This is a genomic window from Ectobacillus ponti (assembly GCF_024294785.1).
GTDB lineage: Bacteria > Bacillota > Bacilli > Bacillales > Bacillaceae_G > Ectobacillus > Ectobacillus ponti.
In genome coordinates this window covers 15,863-31,643 of record NZ_JANCLT010000018.1, presented here as the reverse complement: position 1 = coordinate 31,643, position 15,781 = coordinate 15,863, and the positions used below count along the sequence as shown (strand labels likewise).

The window sequence follows — 15,781 nt, the reverse complement described above, 5'->3', positions numbered from 1 at the left end:
GCAGCGCCAGCTCTGTTTTTTCTTTATCCTTTTACATACTGCGCCCGCACAAGCCCGGTCAGCTTCGCCCGGTCCAAGTAGGGCAGCGGCACGAGGAAGGTTACCGTGACAACGCCGGGATGGCGGCCAATTTCAATGGAGCCGGTGATGGTCGCCCGGTTCAGCACCTCCTGCACGGTGATGCCAAGCACCTCGGCCGCCCGGCGCAGGCCGTTGTCCGTCGCTTCATTCAGGTTCGCGCCCGTTCCAATGAAGGATACCGGCAGCGATTCCTCAAGCTGCGGCACACCCCAACGCTCCGCCACGCGCAAAGCAGCAGCGCGCTCCTCCTGTGTTACCGGCTTCGCCAAATACGGCAGATCCTCCGGCACCGGCAGCAGCATCGGGCCGTCGATCGGCAAATTCTTAATGACCTGCACCTGCAGCGTGACAAGTCCGGCCACGTCAGCCGTATGCCCGGCAATCTCCCCGTCCCCCTGCATCGCATGCATATCGCCAAGATACACGCCGCCGCCCGGCACCTTCACCGGACAAATCAGCACAGCGCCTTCCCGGACGCGGTTAATATCCATATGTCCGTCTGTTTTATCCGTGAGCTGCTCCGCCGTGACGCCATACTCATGCGGCGCGCCGATTAAAAATTGGCCGAAATCGCCGGCGTTGTGGGAATCCGGCAGCGGCCGGGACGGTGTTGTGCCAAGCTGTCCCAGGAATGGGCGCATTCTGGCCACTGTACCGACCAAATCATGCGGGGCAAAGGTGACAATCGGATTTTGCACGGAATTCTCCGGTGTCGCCATGAAGGCGTGCCCGTCGCGTGCGATCTGCTCCGCAGCCTCCTGCGGCAGCGTCACCCCGACAGTCCGGTCCTCGTTAAATGCAATGGTATAGCCGTTCGTGAACACAAATGGCGTCACATCCGCCTCACAATTGGCGCAACGGATCGCTTCCGGCCCGACGCCGACGATTTTGGTCTCCGGATACAGCGTGCCGCACTCCGGACATTTCACCGCCACAAACGGGTCGCCCAGGAACCGCCCCTCCACCGGCCGGTCATTGCCGGAGGCTGTCGCAGTTGAGGTCACCCGGATGGACCGGATGTGGATGGCGATGGCATCGCCGACCTCCGCGCCTTCGACATACACAGGCTTTGTCACCTCATGTCCGCCGCGGATGCACGGCGTGATCATCGGCCCCCAGCAGCCGGGCGCCGTATTGGCCACAATATAGCCGCCGTCCTGAACCGGACCGAGCATTGCTTCTGCAGGATCTAAGATGCCGTTCGTGAACTCATTGACAAACACAGTTTGCTTCGCTTCCATGCAGCTCCCCCATCCCGATATGTAAATGGCTTACAATTCTATTATAAGCCCGGCACATCTTGATTCCAAAATATAAGTTCGAAATTTCCGAAAACTTTTTCGTGGCATACTACTGAAAAAGGAGGGTTACAGCATGGAAGAAAACATCATTGACGCCCTGCCGCAGCACATACAGGACATGCTCCGCGGCATGACCTTCACCAAAAACTTCCGCTCCGCCACCGCCGAGGAATGGTACGTGTTCCTGCCGGGCTTTCAGGATCCGCGTTCGGGCGGCGCGGCGGGAAAAGCCATCATTCATTACCATTTGTACGGCAACCGGGATGTGTTCATCAACACGACGGTGATCCTGGATGACCCGGCTCTTCATCACCCGGATTTGCACCGCCTTGTCTATGCGGTGGCGGATGAACTCGTCAACCGTTTGGTCGGCTACGCGGACACCCTGCTGTCTGTTCATGCCGGCAGCAATTCCTATGACGCCGAGTATAAGCAATAAGAAGCGGCCGGCTGCCGCTTCCCTCCTGTATATACTGATTTCCTCCCATACCCTTAATTTCCACATTATCTTTTTATTAAAATATTTATTTTATTTTATGTTTCGTTGTATGATTATTATACGATACCATCGCTATAATCAATCCAATGCTTCATCAAAATACAAAATGGGGGAGAGCCATGTTATTTGCTCCTTTAATCATGATTAATGTGATTGCGGTTTGCGTGTACTATATCTTTCTCACCACCAATCACCAGATTCAAAATACAGATCTGCAGCGGGAGCAGGCACAGCTCATCAGAAAAGGAACGCTTGGGATCGGACTTCCTACAGGAGCCGGCAGCTTCTATACACTCTGTCCGTACAGCATATGGTCAGTATGGATTTCCCTGATGTATGCTTTGTCATGCTTTCCTCCCTGATTGGCGCGTATCTGATTCTTCGAGTCGTGAACGCTTCTTCTGTCAGCCGCACTCCGATGTGCTACCTTCTTGGGTCCCTCGTCGTGACAATCGGCACCATGGGCATTCTGCTGTCCACCAGCTATTTGTTCTTTACGGAGCCGCTGCACATCAGGCCCATCCGGCTGGCCATGGCACTTATGTTGACATCGGGATATTACCTGGCCAGCATCCGGTATACCCTGCAATTGAGCAATGAGAAGGACGAGCAGAAGCTGGAGCAATGGAAGATTTGGGGCGCCATCACCGGCGGCATTTCGTATGCCGGGCTGCCAATCATTTACTTCCATTCCGTAGCAGACTTGCAGAACCCGTTCCCGGGCGCCAGTGCCGACAGCATTTTTCTTCCCTATCTCCTTGAATTGGTGTTCGTGTCGGTTTTGGGCCTTGTTCCCTCCTTTTTCAGCGACCAGAAAATACGGGAAAAGGATCATTTGCTTGCGGAGAACCAGTCCAACTACGATCTTGTGTTCCAGGATCAGCCAAACCCGGCCTTTCTCGTGAACACCGCGGGCCAATTCCTCGCGATGAATACGCAGGCCGAGAACCTGCTGAGCGCCAATAAGGAAAAGCTGCTGCATCAAACGTTTTTCAGCCTGCTGCAGCAGGAAGAGCGGGAGATTGCTTCCCATTATTTCCAGATTGCCCTGGATGGGAGCAGCACAAGCTGGAAAATGCATGTGCAGTCCAAGCACGGCAGCGGCTATGAGCTGGATGTGACGGCCATTCCGGTGTTTGACCATCAGCTGGTCAGCGCCGTTTTGGCGATTGTCAAGGATGTCACGGAGGAGAAGCAAAGAGAACGCCTGATTGAACAGTATGCCTACGAGGATGACCTGACCGGCCTGCCCAACCGCCGCTCGTTTTTGAAGCACCTGCAGGACGTTCATCAGGCGGCTGAAGCAGAAGGGCAGTCTTACGCCCTGTTCTTTTTGGATATGGACCGCTTCAAGCACCTGAATGATTCCTTCGGCCATTCCTTCGGCGACAAAATCATCCGGGAGTTCGCAGCGCGCATCCAAGGCTGCCTGTCGCCGCAGCACCTCCTGTTCCGCCTGGGCGGGGATGAATTTACCATCCTGATTCCAGACGCGGCAAAAGAAGAGCTGGAAGCGCTCGCCCGCCTGATCATCCAGCGCATGAACCGCCCGTTTCAGGCGGATGGGATTGAAAGCTACGTCACGGCAAGCATCGGCATTGCCATCTACCCTGTGGATGGCACGGCGCCTGAGCAAATGATGAGCCGGGCTGACGCTTCCATGTACCAGGCGAAGGGAAACGGGAAAAATACGTTCCGCTTCTACAGCCAAGAGGTGCATGAGGCGGCCGATTGGAGAATGAAGCTGGAGGGCGACCTTCGAAGAGGCATTGAAGAAGGACAGCTCGTTCTGCACTATCAGCCCAAATATAATATTATGACCAATACCGTCACGAGCGCCGAAGCATTGGTGCGCTGGAATCATCCGGTCTACGGCATGATTCCCCCGAACCAATTCATTGGTGTTGCTGAGGAAACCGGGCTCATCGTGCCGCTTGAGCGCTGGGTCATCCGGCAGGCATGCGAGGATATGGCCGGCATTTGCCAAGAGGGGCTGGGGCTGTGCCATGTGGCGGTCAATCTCTCCCAGGTGCATTTTCACCAGGAGGATTTGGTGGACTATATTCAGCAGGCATGCGAGGAAACGGGCTTTTCCCCGTCCGGCCTGGAAATTGAAGTGACGGAAAGCACGATGATGAACAATCAAGAGGTTGTCGTGAGCAAGCTGTGCAGCCTGCGGGAGCTCGGCATTCAGGTCTCCATGGATGATTTCGGGACAGGCTACAGCTCACTGAGCAGCCTGAAAACATTGCCGATCAATTGCCTCAAGATTGACCGTTCCTTCATTCAGGATGTTCTGCAGGATGAAAGCAGCGAAGCCATTGTTTCCCTGATCATCTCCATGGCGGAGCACCTGAACTTAAATGTCATTGCCGAAGGCGTGGAAACAGAGCAGCAGGTGGAATTGCTGCGGCAGCTGGAGTGCCGGGAAGTGCAGGGCTACTTCTACAGCAAGCCGCTGCCCCTGGAGCAGCTCATCGCCTTTTTGCAAAGAAGCGCCGGCGCGCATTCCCTGGCGGCGCTCCTCAAAGAGGAGGGGCATCATGAAGCGCATTCGGTCGGTTGAAGATTTGAAGCGGATGATCTATCTCTGGTCCATTCCGCCCATTGTTCTGGCTTTGGGGATTTACAGCCTATTGGCGCCCCATTTGGCGGAAGCACAGGGCTTCTATATCATGGCCAGCCGTCTCCTGCTTGTTTGGTATACGGCCGTCTGGCTGCTCATTTATCGAAAGAGGTTCATCCGCTTTGTGGAGCTTGGCACACTCGCCCTGCTCACCTTCGCGCATATTGCAACGGTGTATGACGGCATATTCCATAGCATGGCACAAGGGAAGGAGCCTGTGCTCGGCATTTCAGCCATTTGGATGCCGGCGGTCCTGCTCGTCTTCTTCCTGATTCTGTCTGCCAGACCGGCACTCATCTACTCTTTAACGATTTTCGGGGTTCTGCTTTGCTTTGGGGTTGGGAAGCTTGCTCATGTTTCTCATGAGAACCTGCTCTCTCTCTGCCAATTTTATATTGCGTATATCGTCTATATTTTCATGTTCTACTTCGCGCACTACCTGTTCCGGCTGTTCGCTGAACTGGAGAATGTGAAAAAGAGGGCGTTGGCCGATGCGCTCACAGGCATTCCCAACCGCCATCAAATTGATATTTGGCTGGAGGAACGGATGGAGCAGCGCTCCCCATTCTCCATCATCTTCTTTGATATGGACCATTTCAAGGCCATTAACGACACGTATGGACATAAAGTCGGCGATTCCGTCCTGCAGGAGCTGGCCGGATTGGTGCAGAAGCGCCTGTCAGAGGAGCAGCTCTTTGGCCGGTGGGGCGGAGAAGAATTTCTGATTCTGATGCCCGGGCCGGCGGAGGATGCCCTGCAGTTGGCGGAACAGCTGCGGCAGGCCATTCATGCATACAGCTTTCTGGCGGCAGGAACGCGGACGGCCAGCTTCGGTGTAACAGCCTTCCGGTCCGGAGAAACGGCGGAAGCCCTGCTGGACCGGGCCGACCGGGGTCTCTATCAATCCAAGGCGGACGGCCGCAACCGGGTGACCATGACGTAAGGGAGCCGGCACATGCCGGCTCCCTATTTGCCTGATGCTACTGCTGCTCCTTGCGCTGCAGCAGCTGCACATTATACGACTCCACCCCGCCCAGCTCCCCTTTATAAGAAGGATTGGCATGATACCAGTGCTTTCGGGCGAAGTAGCTCTGCAGCTCCGCATCCGCAAACATATACCCGTGCCGCGCCAAAATCTCGCTGCGGGCGATGCGCAGCTGCTGCTTCGTCAGCATATACACATCCGCCTCCGTCAGCTTGCGTGTATCGCTGTCAGACAGGATATAATCGGGCGGCTGAAACACCTGATCCAGTTCCTCCTTGCCGGGCAGCTTGGCAGTGATGATGTTCCCGCTTGCATGCTTTGGCGCGCGCTCCGGCGCCTGCCGAAGCATGCTTATGCTGATGACAAAATAGACGAGGGCCAGGAGCGCAAGGCCAACGAACAGGTTCCGCTTCGGCTTCCTTCTGCGGATGCGCGGCTTCTGTCTGTCCGCTCGTTCCTCCAGCTCCACCCATGCCCCGCAGCTGCCGCAATAGCAGGGCAGCTGCGTTTCCACTTCCTGCTTGCAGTTCGCACATATCCTCATTCCGTTCACCGTCCCCATGCTGCTGTGCACTACTCTTTCCTGCCGAGAAACTCTGTCCCGGATATCGCCTGCTTCGTCTTCAGGTTCACGTAAAAGTCCATGCTGCTTCCCTTGCCGCTGCCGTTATACGTACAAAACACAAAGCCGGGGTCCGAACTGTGCTCCATCGTACAGCTCAGGGCCGATCCCTCATTTTGCCGCAGGATGAGGCTCACATCCTCTCCGGTCCGCTGCAGGATGTAACTGCGAACCGCCGGATACAGCTCCGGACTGACAGAGAAGAAGCCTTTCACATCCCCGATCTGCCGGCCATACGCCATCTCAATATAGGTGCGGGTCCGCTCCCGGTATAAGGCATTCTGCTGCCCTTCCTCCGCATTGATGACCGCCTTTTGCGCAATCCAGCGGATCAGGCCGTTTTCATAAAAGTAATACCGGTTCTCTTCCCCTCCATGGCTGTGAAAGGCAAAAAAGACCGTGCCGTCCGCCCAATAATAAAATTCGGTTTCGCCATCAGCACGGGACAGCACCTTCTTGCGAGTCATGCCATTCTCATCCACATACCGTACGCCCCCGGCCATGTTCTCCTTCTTCAGAGAGGCAAGGCCGCTGTTGATGGCATTATATTCCGCACGGATTTTCAGCACAAGCGGCTCAACCTCGGCATTGCGGATGAAGCCGCCGGTGACCTGCACGGCGGACGGGGCAGGTGCGGGAGCATCAGCCGGCTGCGGAGGCGGAGCGGTGTTCTCCTGCTTTGCTTTCGGCAGCTGCACCTGATAGTCCTCCTGTCCCTCCCACACATACAGTGTCTGCGCGGCTTCCCCCTCAATTTGGATGTCCTGCCTGCCGGGCAGCTGCGACAGCTCCAGCCGGCCTTCCTTCGGTGTTTCCTTTTTTCCATTCACCCTAACAGCCGCACCATCCGGAACCGCAACAGTGAGAGTGACTGGCTGAATCTGCACTTCATATTGCGGAGCAAACAGCCACTTCTTCTCTTTCTGTTCCTGCAGCTTCAGCAGAAACGGGCGCACGGAACGATGACTGCGCAGCGCCTGTTCCTGCTCCTGCAAAGAGCGGACCAGCCGCTTCTCTGTGGCTGCATCCTCCTGAATCGCTGTCAGCAGCCGCTCCGCCTCCTCCTGCGTCAGCATATGCTTTTCCAGCGAAGCAAGCTCGCGAAATGCTTTCGCATCATGAGTTTCCACCGCATGGATCACCCGCTCGGTGAACCGGCCGGGCTCCTGCTCCAGCCAGGAATAGGCGTAGCCGCCGCCTCCTGCCAGCAGGATGATGGCAGCCACTATACCGATCCACATGAGGCGCCGCCTTCGTTTGACCTTCGGCTCCTCCGCCACCTCCGCGGGTGCAGGCTCGTCCGCGGGAAACCGTTCACCGCAATGCACACAGACCCGATCCTCCAGCCGTTTTTTCACCTGGCCGCAATTCGTACAAAAGCTCATCTCCACCCCTCCTTACCTAAAAGGGAGGGCCAAATGCAGCCCTCCCCGCTTTCACCAGCGAACCCCGCTTTTGTACAGCCGCCAGCACAGCCCCGCGTAGTGGGCCGCCGTCAGCAGCAAAAAGGCGAGAAGCATATTTCGCAGCATGGACGGCTCCCAGACAAGCAGCTCCCGCAGCTTTCCTGTGCCGCCAACCGCTGTGATGCCCGACTGCATGAGATACATCCAGCCGCCTGAGAAAACCGCGAAGCAGGCGCCGAAAACGGCGCTGATCTTGACAGCCTCCATTTGTGTCATCTGGCCGGGATGCCGGTATCCGCGCCAAACTGTATACAGAATCAGAGCAGCCAGCGCGAACAGGACAATGCTTTGCATGGCATCCACCCCTGCCAAATCCGCTTGGAGCAGGCCACCGTACATGCTGTTCGTGTTTTCCAGCGACCCAAGAGAAAAGGTTCCATCGAAGGTCTTTCCGTCAAGCATGCTGGTCGTCTTCACATGAAAGGAGCCGAACGGCACAAGCAGGCACAGATTCAGCGCAAGCATCAGCAGGAGCAGGAAGGACATCATGGCAGAGCCGCCTGCAAAACCGTCTTCAGCGAACACCCATATAAGCGTGGCCACCGCAACAAAGGCCATCAGCAGCCAATGTGTCCGCCATGCCGCCTTTACAGCAAGCTCCAGCAGAGATTTGCCCTGCTGATACAGCATGCCGGCAAAGCTGAACAACGCCCCAATTACAAATGCATGCAGGAACGCACGCCAAAACGGAACACGGAGGCTCATGGTCACCTCTTCAACCGTCAGCGTCTCTCTCGCAAAGAACGAGAGCACAGCGGCGCCAATGGCAAACATCACGCCAACAAGTACGGCAGATATGGCGGATTCCAGCCAAGAGCGCCGGCTGCCGCGTCCGGCTGCCCGACCGACAAAGAAGAAGACGGCTGCGATGAGCACGCCGAGCACAGAAAGCGGAATTTGCATATCCAGAGCATAGCTCTGCTCCCCCAGCTTCGTTCCAAAGCGGAACGATGTCCCAAGCGACTGCAGGAACAAATTCGCCGTCCCCAGCAGCGCCGCAAACAAGCCCTTGGCCGACTCTCCCATTTGGCCGAAACCGGGAAGCAGATCCATCGTCCCGCCCAGCACCCCGGCCAATGCGTCTGACGCCTTTCCTTTGATATACAGGGATAAGGCAAAAAAGAACAGCAGCAGTCCGCCAAACGCGGCGGCAAACGGCAGCAGCAGCGATTGCAGCCTGATCTCAATCTCCAGCTGCCGGCCGGAAGATTCTGCCGCCTGCGGCACCGACTCCGCATGGGCCGGTGCCACCCCAATGCTGTAGTGCGCCAGCGCTTCGCCGCAGTTCATGCAATGATTGCTCCCCTTCTCATTGTGCGTGCCGCACGCCTTGCAAAACGGAAACACCTGGGCCAGGAACCGCGCTCCTGTGTGATAGAGGAAGCCATCCGCACCGCAGCTGATGCAGTAGGGACCGGAGGAATAAGCGGCTGTGCCGCACGCTCTACAGTGCATGCTGCCCCACCTTCGCGCCGCATACATGGCAGAAGGCCGCGCTGGCCGGAATATCCTGTGAACAGGCGGCGCACACCGTTTCCGGCTCCGGATTCGGCTCGCTTTGTCTGGCCCCGCAGCCGCCGCAGAACTTATCATCCGCACCGATCGGCTCCTGGCAGCTCGTGCATAACCGGTCCATGCTGCTTTCCTGCAGCGCCTCCAGCTTTTTCTGGAGGGTAAAGATATGTACATCCAGCTCCCGCAGCTCGCCCGCCGGCACTGTAATCCCCTCCGGCAGCCGCTCGCCGCGCCTTGCATGGCTATGTACCTGCCTGCCAAGCTCCAAATAGAAGCCGGCCTTCTGGTTGAACAGCGCCTGCAGCTGCTTTTGCAGCGCGCTTGCCTCCTGGCTCTGGGCAATCCGCTGCTTCTGCTGCTCCACCGCCTCTGAAACCTTCGATCCCAACTCTCCGACCTTCTGCTGCCAATTGCTCATGCAACACGCTCCCTTCTCTATCGGCAGAAAGCGGTACAACCGCTCCTCCCTACGATTCCAATATATTTCTATATACCTTCCTGCATGATTGAAAAATTCACGTACGAGTGAAAGCTACTTGACCTCCCCAACTCCCGTAGCACCGGAGCTGTCGAGCAGCACCCGCTTCGTGCGGTTTTCCTGTACGTCTCTCACCTCAAATAAGTAATCCTTGCCCCCGTACGCGGACGGCTTGTCGCCAAGATAGAAAATATCCCGGTACCGCCCCGTGCCGGCCACCACAGCCTGCGCCATTTCCACCGTCAATTCTTCGTTATACGGATGCTCAATCGTTTTACTGATTTTCCAGACGCCCGCCTCCTGCACCATATAGGCATCATAAATGGAATTGCCGGATTCCACATTCAAATCCAGCAGGCGGCAGTGCACACTGTTGCTTTGCACCTCGCACTGCAGCGGCGTAACATCAGACCCTGGAAGCGGGAATGTGTCCAGCACACCCTTGGAATGTTCATAAAAACGCTTAAGGTCCGACTGGATATACTCCTGCGTGGCGATGCGCTCCAAGGCAGGCACGATGCTTGCGAAAGGCGGAAGCTCCTGCTGCTCGGCAAATTGATAGATTGTATGCACAAGCTGTCCGTACAATTCGCCGAACCGCTTGGCGGCTGCCAAGTCCTCAGCCTTCAGATTGAATGGCAGGGAAATCTCGACCGGCACCTTCGTTTCGTATTGCTTCTTCCCCTCCTGGTACAGGACCGTAATCACAGCCTCCTTCTTCTTCGCATTCTGGTTCACCCGCACCTTGCCCTCCGGCGTCACCGTGAGCACACTGCTGTCGCTGACCTGAAAGGACACCCTCTTCTGTGTTTCCTCCTTTTCCAGCAGCTTCACCTTCTTTGTTTCCAACTCATAGCTGTCGGCCACCAACGCTGATACAGACAGGCTCTTCTCCTCCCCCGGCCGCATGCGCAGCGTTTTCGGCGCTGCCTCCAGCCCCTTCACAACCGAGCAGGCATCCGCCAGCTTTTTACCCGGAAACTTCCTTTTCAAAATCTCATAGCTCAGCTCTCCTTTATCGCGCGCATCATTCCGGAAGTACTTTGCAACCTTCAAATTGGCCTTGCTTTCAAAAAATGTCCCGACCTCCGCCTGCAAACAAGCGCTGAGGCGGACATCCCCGCTGCCCTCCACCCCGGCAGCCGCCTTCGCCTGCACATATACGCCGCCATTTCCTTCCACACCGACAACCGGCAGCTTCGCCACATTTGCTATGATTTCGCCGCCGATTCCATCCCGTGCCTCAAAGCTGAACTGGCCGCCAAGCTTCGCCGACTCCTCGTGGCTGACATGCGAGAACGGCTTTACCTCTCCTTCACTGACATGCACCCCGAAGCCGGCCTTTTGCTTGGCCGCCACCCTGACAAGGGGCTGGCTCTTTTTGTAGTCCCATTCCACATACGCATAAAACTCCAGGGTGCCGGTAAGGATGCCGGAAATCGGAAACTGCAGGGCAAACAGCTTTTGCTTCAGCTGCACGTTGCTGTAGTCCGGCCCCGCACTGTGCTTGACGACAGACAGCTGCACCTTCTGCTCTGTTGTCACATCCTGCCCGACTGTCAACCGCTTCAGCTGGCCCAGTTCAAAGTCCGCATCAAACAAAAAGTCCGGATTCAGCGAAACCTCGCCGTCCATGACAAAATCATGATTGTTTTTCCGCAGCGTGAAGCTGTTGAACTTCAGCACCCAGGCTCCGTCCCCATTCACCCCGATATCCAGACCTGTACCGCCCTTATTCCGCACCTCAGGCTGTGACACCGTGAAGGAGGTCGCTGTGGCAGACAACAGCTTTGGCATCGCCGTTCCCCCTTTTCCCGCCGGCGGCAGCGTGTTCACCGCTGTCTGCATCGGCTGCAGCTCCAGGCCCGGCGCCATGCTGCCCGGCACCACGACTGCATCCTGTAAACTCAAAATCTTGTATACATCTATTTTGGACACCACCTCATGGAGCTCCGGCTGCCCGTATGTGACACCATACAGCTCTCCCTGCTCAGTGACCGCCTGCACCTTTACAGCGCGGACCTTCTCAATTGGTTCCCCGGTCGGAATGAGGAGCACCTGCCCTTTTGCCGGCGGCTTTCCCACAGCGCCCTTTGGCAGCGTGAAACGGTTGCCCTGCACAGTGACACCGGCTGTCTGTGATACATCTATTACACCTTCCTTATACTCCACAACTCCATAGTCTTCCCGGCGGATGAGGAAGGGAAGCTTCGCTGCCCCCTCTTCCCGCCGCCCCTCCTTGTATTGCACGCGATCCTGTATGTACAGCTCGTAATATGCCCCTTCCCTATAGCCTTCCTTTGGCGGCAGCACCCGCAGTGTCTTGCCCCCGGAAGCCAGCTCGGCCTGCACCTTCACCCGCTTTTGCTTAATATCTGTAACAAACACGGTCGCTTCCGACACCGTCCCTGCATCCAGCGGCTGATCAAAGCTCAGCTCCCACACATAATCCTTAGGCAAATTCAAAGCAGGCGGATAGTCATGATAGTTTCCCTGCACATCCGCTTCGGACACAGCCGGGGCTGACCCCTTCCCTTTTCCGAAAAAATAGCCCGCATAGCCGGCCACACCCAGCACCATAAGCAGAAGCAGCCAAAGCATCCACTTCCTCATCCCATTCCCCCTGTCATTCTCGCCGCATAAAAGAAACCGCCCCGTACGGGAACGGCACTACAGCTGCTTCTTCTCCACCAGCTCCTCCTTTACAATCCGGCGGGTGACAAAGCGTCCTTCCGCCTCTACAAGCTGATAGATTACGTGATAGCTTTGGAATCTTCTAGTCTCGCCCTGCTGATACGAAATGTTGTAGCGGGAGAACACTGTGACGTTGTACACCCCCGGCGCAATCTGTTCCACACCCTGCACCTCCGCCCCCAGCAGCTCCTCATAGATGCCGCCCTTTTCCAAAATCGCCAAATACGCCACCGTATCCTTCAGCAGCTGGCTGCCCGGCTCGACGTACGGCAGCACATACTGCATATCGCGGGCATTATAGGTCTGCACCCCGGCACGCAAATACTGGGTGATGAACTCCTGCATCTGCGCCAGAGTCGGCCCGCTTGGAGCTGCCTCTGCTGCAGGCGCTTCCATAAGCACCACCTCATCCTGCCCGAAGGCCGCCACCGCTTCCGCCAGTTCGGCTGTATCAATCTCCTCGGCCCGCCACGCCTCCAGCGTCGCCTCCTCCTTCCGGCCGTCCTTCTCCATGACAACCTCATGCACCCCAGGCATAATGTCCCTCATCGACACCGTCCCCTTGCCGCTGACCTTCACGCTCTTGCCGTCGAGAGACACCTTTGCCCCGTCAGGTACGTCAAATTCCAACACTACGGGCACCAGCACGAGCTCATACTGCGGAATCACCCACCACTTCCTTTGCTTGCTTTCCTGCAGCTGCAGCACGAACGGCTCCCGCGCCGTGCCTTTAGCAAGCGCCTCCCGCTGCTCCTCAAGCGAAGCGGCAATCTGCTTGCGGACAGAGCTTGCTTGAGACAGATCCTTCACAAATGCCGCCGTTTCCTCCCCCGACAGCAGCACATTTCCTTCCTTCTTCACATGGTCCCCCAGCCAGCCGGCATCCGCACTGCGGACCGCCTTCCCGGCTTCATTCACAAAGCGCTCCATGCTGTATGTATGCTTCACGTACCCATAGCCGAACCCGACAGCGGCGCCAAGCACCGCTACCACCGCAATCCATTTCATGAAGGAACGCGCCTGCGGCTTCCTCTCCTCCACAACCGGCTCGGCAACCGGCGGCGGAAACACGCTGCCGCAGCCTGTGCACACCTTATCGCTCTCCCGCCGCTTCGGCTGCCCGCATTGTCTGCAAAAATCCATCCGCATCCCCCCTGATAGTGGCCTACCTTAACGTATGATTGCGCATAAAACGATATACACATTTCCTTATTCCAATTCCCGCATAATCCGAATGAAAAAACACCCGGGCCAGACTGCCCGGGTGCTGCAATATTATTCAAATTGAAACGACGGAACCGTAATCTCCTTCGTCTTCCGCACATACAGCAAATAGACAATGCCGATGGCAGTCCAGCTCAGACCAAACCAGAGAGAAGCCTTTTCCAGGCTTGTCCACAGAAACACGACAAAAATGAAGCCGGTCAGCGGCAGCAGCAAATACCGGAACGTATCCGAAAGAGAACGCCGCCCTCGTCTGATATAGTAATGCGCAATCACAGACAGATTCACCGCGCTGAAGGCAACCAGCGCGCCAAAATTAATCAGCGCTGTGGCGCTCTCAAGACTGAGGAACACGGCCGCCAGCGAAATCACGCCGATCAACAGCACGTTCCACACCGGCGTTTTCGTGCGCGGATGGAGATAGCCGAACACCCGGCGCGGCAGAAACCCGTCCCGGCTGATCGCAAACAGGAGGCGCGAGGCGCTCATGTGCGAAGCAAGGCCGGAAGCAATCGTGGACGTCAAAGCGGCTGCCACAAAGATAGACTGAAAGAGTGTGCCGCCAATTTTATAGGCAATTTCCGCCGAAGCCCCTTCCACATCTGTAAACAGCGATGCCTCTGGAAACAGCAGCTGCGCGAAGAACGAAACGGTGATGAACAGAAAGCCGCCGATGAGCGCTGTCAGCACAATCCCCCGCGGAATTGTTTTTTTCGGCTGCACCGTCTCCTCCGACAGCGTGCTGATCGCATCAAACCCGAGAAACGAGAAGCACAGAATGGACGCCCCCGCCAGCAGGCCGCTCATGCTGGCGCTTTTCCCGGTGAACGGCTGCAGGCTCCATTGGCCGAACGACTGCGTTGCACTCAGGAGGATAAACACAATGGCTGTCGTAACCTGAAAGAGTACGAGAATCGCCCCAAAGGAAACCGTCATTTTCACACTGAATATATTAAACAAGGTGAGAAGTGCGGCAAATCCGACAATGAACACCCAGCCCGGCACCCCGGGAAACATGGAGCTGAGATAAATATCCGTCAGCAGGGCATTTATCATCGGCAAAAATAAGTAGTCCAATATCGCTGCCCAGCCGATCAGAAAGCCGGCATTCGGGTGCAGCGCCTGCTGCGCGTAGGTATAAGCAGAACCCGCGCCCGGAAAGGCCTTCACCATGTGGCCATAGCTCAGAGCCGTACAAAGAATCGCTGCCAGCGTTAAGGTATAGGCGGCGGGAACATGCCCCGAGGTAATCTCCGTTACAATGCCAAACGTATCAAACACTGCCATCGGCGCCATATAGCCGAGCCCGATGGCCACCACGTGCCAAAGCTTCAAACGCCGTGTAAATGCTTCAGCCAAATCCATCACATCTCCTTCCAAAATGAATAACACATGCAAGCTACCCAAGACAGTGGGTGGAACACAATGGATATTTTATCATAACCATGAATATTTTTGTGCAAAACACAAAGAAAAAAGCCCTTATGTCAAAAGGACCTCACTCCCTGACAATCGTCCACAGCTCCCGGTCCTCCAGCACCAGATCATATGGTGTCTGAATCTCCTCCCAACGCACTGTCTTCCATTTCAGCAGCAAATCCTCTTCTTCCCCGTGCCAGCTCGCAAAATACTCCACAACCCCGCTTTGCTGCAGCGCTTCCTCCACATACTGATACAACAGCCGCAGGCACTTCTCCTCCTCCGGCGTCCGGCGCACCCCGCGCTTCACCGGAATGCCGTACCAGAGCGCCACCTGGTATTCATAGGTGAGGTGGCTGCTGAAGGGAGTTCGCCGCTGCTGCTTTTCATTCCAGTTGTCCTCGAAATGGATATGGGCAAAGTCCAGCTCGGTTGCATACACATTAGGCTGCTCCGGCGACACCGGGTTCAAGCCGAAGGAGCCTGTCGACAGCGGGGATGGCGAGGAGATGTAAATATGCTGTGTCATTTGTATTCCTCCTTTAAGCGTTGGGAGCACCGTCTCTACCCTCTCAGTGCCAGCTTTGCAGCGCATTTTTATCCTGTCTTGCTCCCTCCATGCTTTAGTACAGTTATGGGCAGCGTGTTTACCAAAAATAGGATGATGTGTAAAATGAAGTATCCTATTCAAGGTTCTTCACGGAGACTTCATAAAAGACCCTGACATTCCTCCTGTCAACACGCTACAAATAGATCGAAGAAGACTCTGTGCTTCCGGTCTGGAGCAAGCAGTGTGCGAATTCATGCATTTCTTATCTTGTAGCATGACTTTCCTACAATTCGTTTGGCCTTTCCTACAATTCACTTAGCC

At 56.2% G+C, this 15,781-nt stretch carries 13 protein-coding genes; 4 read left to right on the top strand and 9 right to left on the bottom strand.

Annotated features, from left to right (window positions below):
• Positions 1–23: 23 nt before the first annotated feature.
• Positions 24–1,322, bottom strand: a complete 1,299-nt coding sequence (locus NK662_RS21220; RefSeq protein WP_254760975.1) for an acetamidase/formamidase family protein — start codon at positions 1,320–1,322, stop codon at positions 24–26.
• 133 nt (positions 1,323–1,455) lie between these two features.
• Here NK662_RS21220 and NK662_RS21215 point away from each other — a divergent pair, with 133 nt between their 5' ends.
• The 4 genes from NK662_RS21215 (at position 1,456) to NK662_RS21200 (ending at position 5,450) form a co-directional block, all read left to right on the top strand.
• The gene (locus tag NK662_RS21215; protein WP_254760974.1) at positions 1,456–1,821 is read left to right on the top strand and encodes a hypothetical protein; all 366 of its coding nucleotides are present in this window, start codon (positions 1,456–1,458) and stop codon (positions 1,819–1,821) included.
• 179 nt (positions 1,822–2,000) lie between these two features.
• Entirely contained in the window at positions 2,001–2,243 is a 243-nt protein-coding gene (locus NK662_RS21210) for a hypothetical protein (RefSeq protein ID WP_254760973.1), read from the top strand.
• Positions 2,201–4,447 (top strand): putative bifunctional diguanylate cyclase/phosphodiesterase, encoded by a 2,247-nt coding sequence (locus tag NK662_RS21205; protein WP_254760972.1) that lies wholly within the window; start codon positions 2,201–2,203, stop codon positions 4,445–4,447. The genes NK662_RS21210 and NK662_RS21205 overlap by 43 nt, the downstream gene beginning before the upstream one ends.
• Positions 4,425–5,450, top strand: a complete 1,026-nt coding sequence (locus NK662_RS21200) for a GGDEF domain-containing protein (protein WP_254760971.1) — start codon at positions 4,425–4,427, stop codon at positions 5,448–5,450. The genes NK662_RS21205 and NK662_RS21200 overlap by 23 nt, the downstream gene beginning before the upstream one ends.
• A gap of 37 nt (positions 5,451–5,487) precedes the next feature.
• Here the strand turns inward: NK662_RS21200 and NK662_RS21195 are convergent, their stop codons facing one another.
• The 8 genes from NK662_RS21195 to NK662_RS21160 all read right to left on the bottom strand — a co-directional run bounded on the left by NK662_RS21195 (position 5,488) and on the right by NK662_RS21160 (position 15,439).
• Positions 5,488–6,036 carry a YARHG domain-containing protein gene (locus NK662_RS21195; protein ID WP_254760970.1) on the bottom strand — a complete coding sequence of 183 codons (549 nt, stop codon included), beginning with the start codon at positions 6,034–6,036 and terminating at the stop codon, positions 5,488–5,490.
• Between the two features lie 29 nt (positions 6,037–6,065).
• Positions 6,066–7,499: a TcaA second domain-containing protein gene (locus NK662_RS21190; RefSeq protein WP_254760969.1), complete on the bottom strand. Its 1,434-nt coding sequence runs from the start codon at positions 7,497–7,499 to the stop codon at positions 6,066–6,068.
• A 51-nt stretch (positions 7,500–7,550) separates the two neighbouring features.
• Positions 7,551–9,035 (bottom strand): zinc ribbon domain-containing protein, encoded by a 1,485-nt coding sequence (locus NK662_RS21185; RefSeq protein WP_254760968.1) that lies wholly within the window; start codon positions 9,033–9,035, stop codon positions 7,551–7,553.
• Entirely contained in the window at positions 9,025–9,513 is a 489-nt protein-coding gene (locus tag NK662_RS21180) for a zinc ribbon domain-containing protein (protein ID WP_254760967.1), read from the bottom strand. Before NK662_RS21180 ends, NK662_RS21185 begins: the two co-directional genes overlap by 11 nt.
• A gap of 114 nt (positions 9,514–9,627) precedes the next feature.
• Positions 9,628–12,186, bottom strand: a complete 2,559-nt coding sequence (locus tag NK662_RS21175; protein ID WP_254760965.1) for an Ig-like domain-containing protein — start codon at positions 12,184–12,186, stop codon at positions 9,628–9,630.
• Between the two features lie 57 nt (positions 12,187–12,243).
• Positions 12,244–13,410, bottom strand: a complete 1,167-nt coding sequence (locus NK662_RS21170; protein WP_254760964.1) for a TcaA NTF2-like domain-containing protein — start codon at positions 13,408–13,410, stop codon at positions 12,244–12,246.
• A 132-nt stretch (positions 13,411–13,542) separates the two neighbouring features.
• Positions 13,543–14,856, bottom strand: coding sequence for an APC family permease (locus NK662_RS21165; RefSeq protein WP_254761007.1), 1,314 nt, complete (start codon positions 14,854–14,856; stop codon positions 13,543–13,545).
• A gap of 133 nt (positions 14,857–14,989) precedes the next feature.
• Positions 14,990–15,439 (bottom strand): hypothetical protein, encoded by a 450-nt coding sequence (locus NK662_RS21160; protein ID WP_254760963.1) that lies wholly within the window; start codon positions 15,437–15,439, stop codon positions 14,990–14,992.
• Between the last annotated feature and the right edge of the window lie 342 nt (positions 15,440–15,781).

Excerpts from the sequence above, each read along its gene's own strand:
- NK662_RS21220 (WP_254760975.1), bottom strand. The coding sequence starts at position 1,322 with ATGGAAGCGAAGCAAACTGTGTTTGTCAATGAGTTCACGAACGGCATC.
- NK662_RS21210 (WP_254760973.1), top strand. The coding sequence starts at position 2,001 with ATGTTATTTGCTCCTTTAATCATGATTAATGTGATTGCGGTTTGCGTG.
- NK662_RS21215 (WP_254760974.1), top strand. The coding sequence starts at position 1,456 with ATGGAAGAAAACATCATTGACGCCCTGCCGCAGCACATACAGGACATG.
- NK662_RS21170 (WP_254760964.1), bottom strand. The coding sequence starts at position 13,410 with ATGGATTTTTGCAGACAATGCGGGCAGCCGAAGCGGCGGGAGAGCGAT.
- NK662_RS21185 (WP_254760968.1), bottom strand. The coding sequence starts at position 9,035 with ATGCACTGTAGAGCGTGCGGCACAGCCGCTTATTCCTCCGGTCCCTAC.
- NK662_RS21165 (WP_254761007.1), bottom strand. The coding sequence starts at position 14,856 with ATGGATTTGGCTGAAGCATTTACACGGCGTTTGAAGCTTTGGCACGTG.
- NK662_RS21180 (WP_254760967.1), bottom strand. The coding sequence starts at position 9,513 with ATGAGCAATTGGCAGCAGAAGGTCGGAGAGTTGGGATCGAAGGTTTCA.
- NK662_RS21205 (WP_254760972.1), top strand. The coding sequence starts at position 2,201 with ATGGATTTCCCTGATGTATGCTTTGTCATGCTTTCCTCCCTGATTGGC.
- NK662_RS21160 (WP_254760963.1), bottom strand. The coding sequence starts at position 15,439 with ATGACACAGCATATTTACATCTCCTCGCCATCCCCGCTGTCGACAGGC.
- NK662_RS21195 (WP_254760970.1), bottom strand. The coding sequence starts at position 6,036 with ATGAGGATATGTGCGAACTGCAAGCAGGAAGTGGAAACGCAGCTGCCC.
- NK662_RS21190 (WP_254760969.1), bottom strand. The coding sequence starts at position 7,499 with ATGAGCTTTTGTACGAATTGCGGCCAGGTGAAAAAACGGCTGGAGGAT.
- NK662_RS21200 (WP_254760971.1), top strand. The coding sequence starts at position 4,425 with ATGAAGCGCATTCGGTCGGTTGAAGATTTGAAGCGGATGATCTATCTC.
- NK662_RS21175 (WP_254760965.1), bottom strand. The coding sequence starts at position 12,186 with ATGAGGAAGTGGATGCTTTGGCTGCTTCTGCTTATGGTGCTGGGTGTG.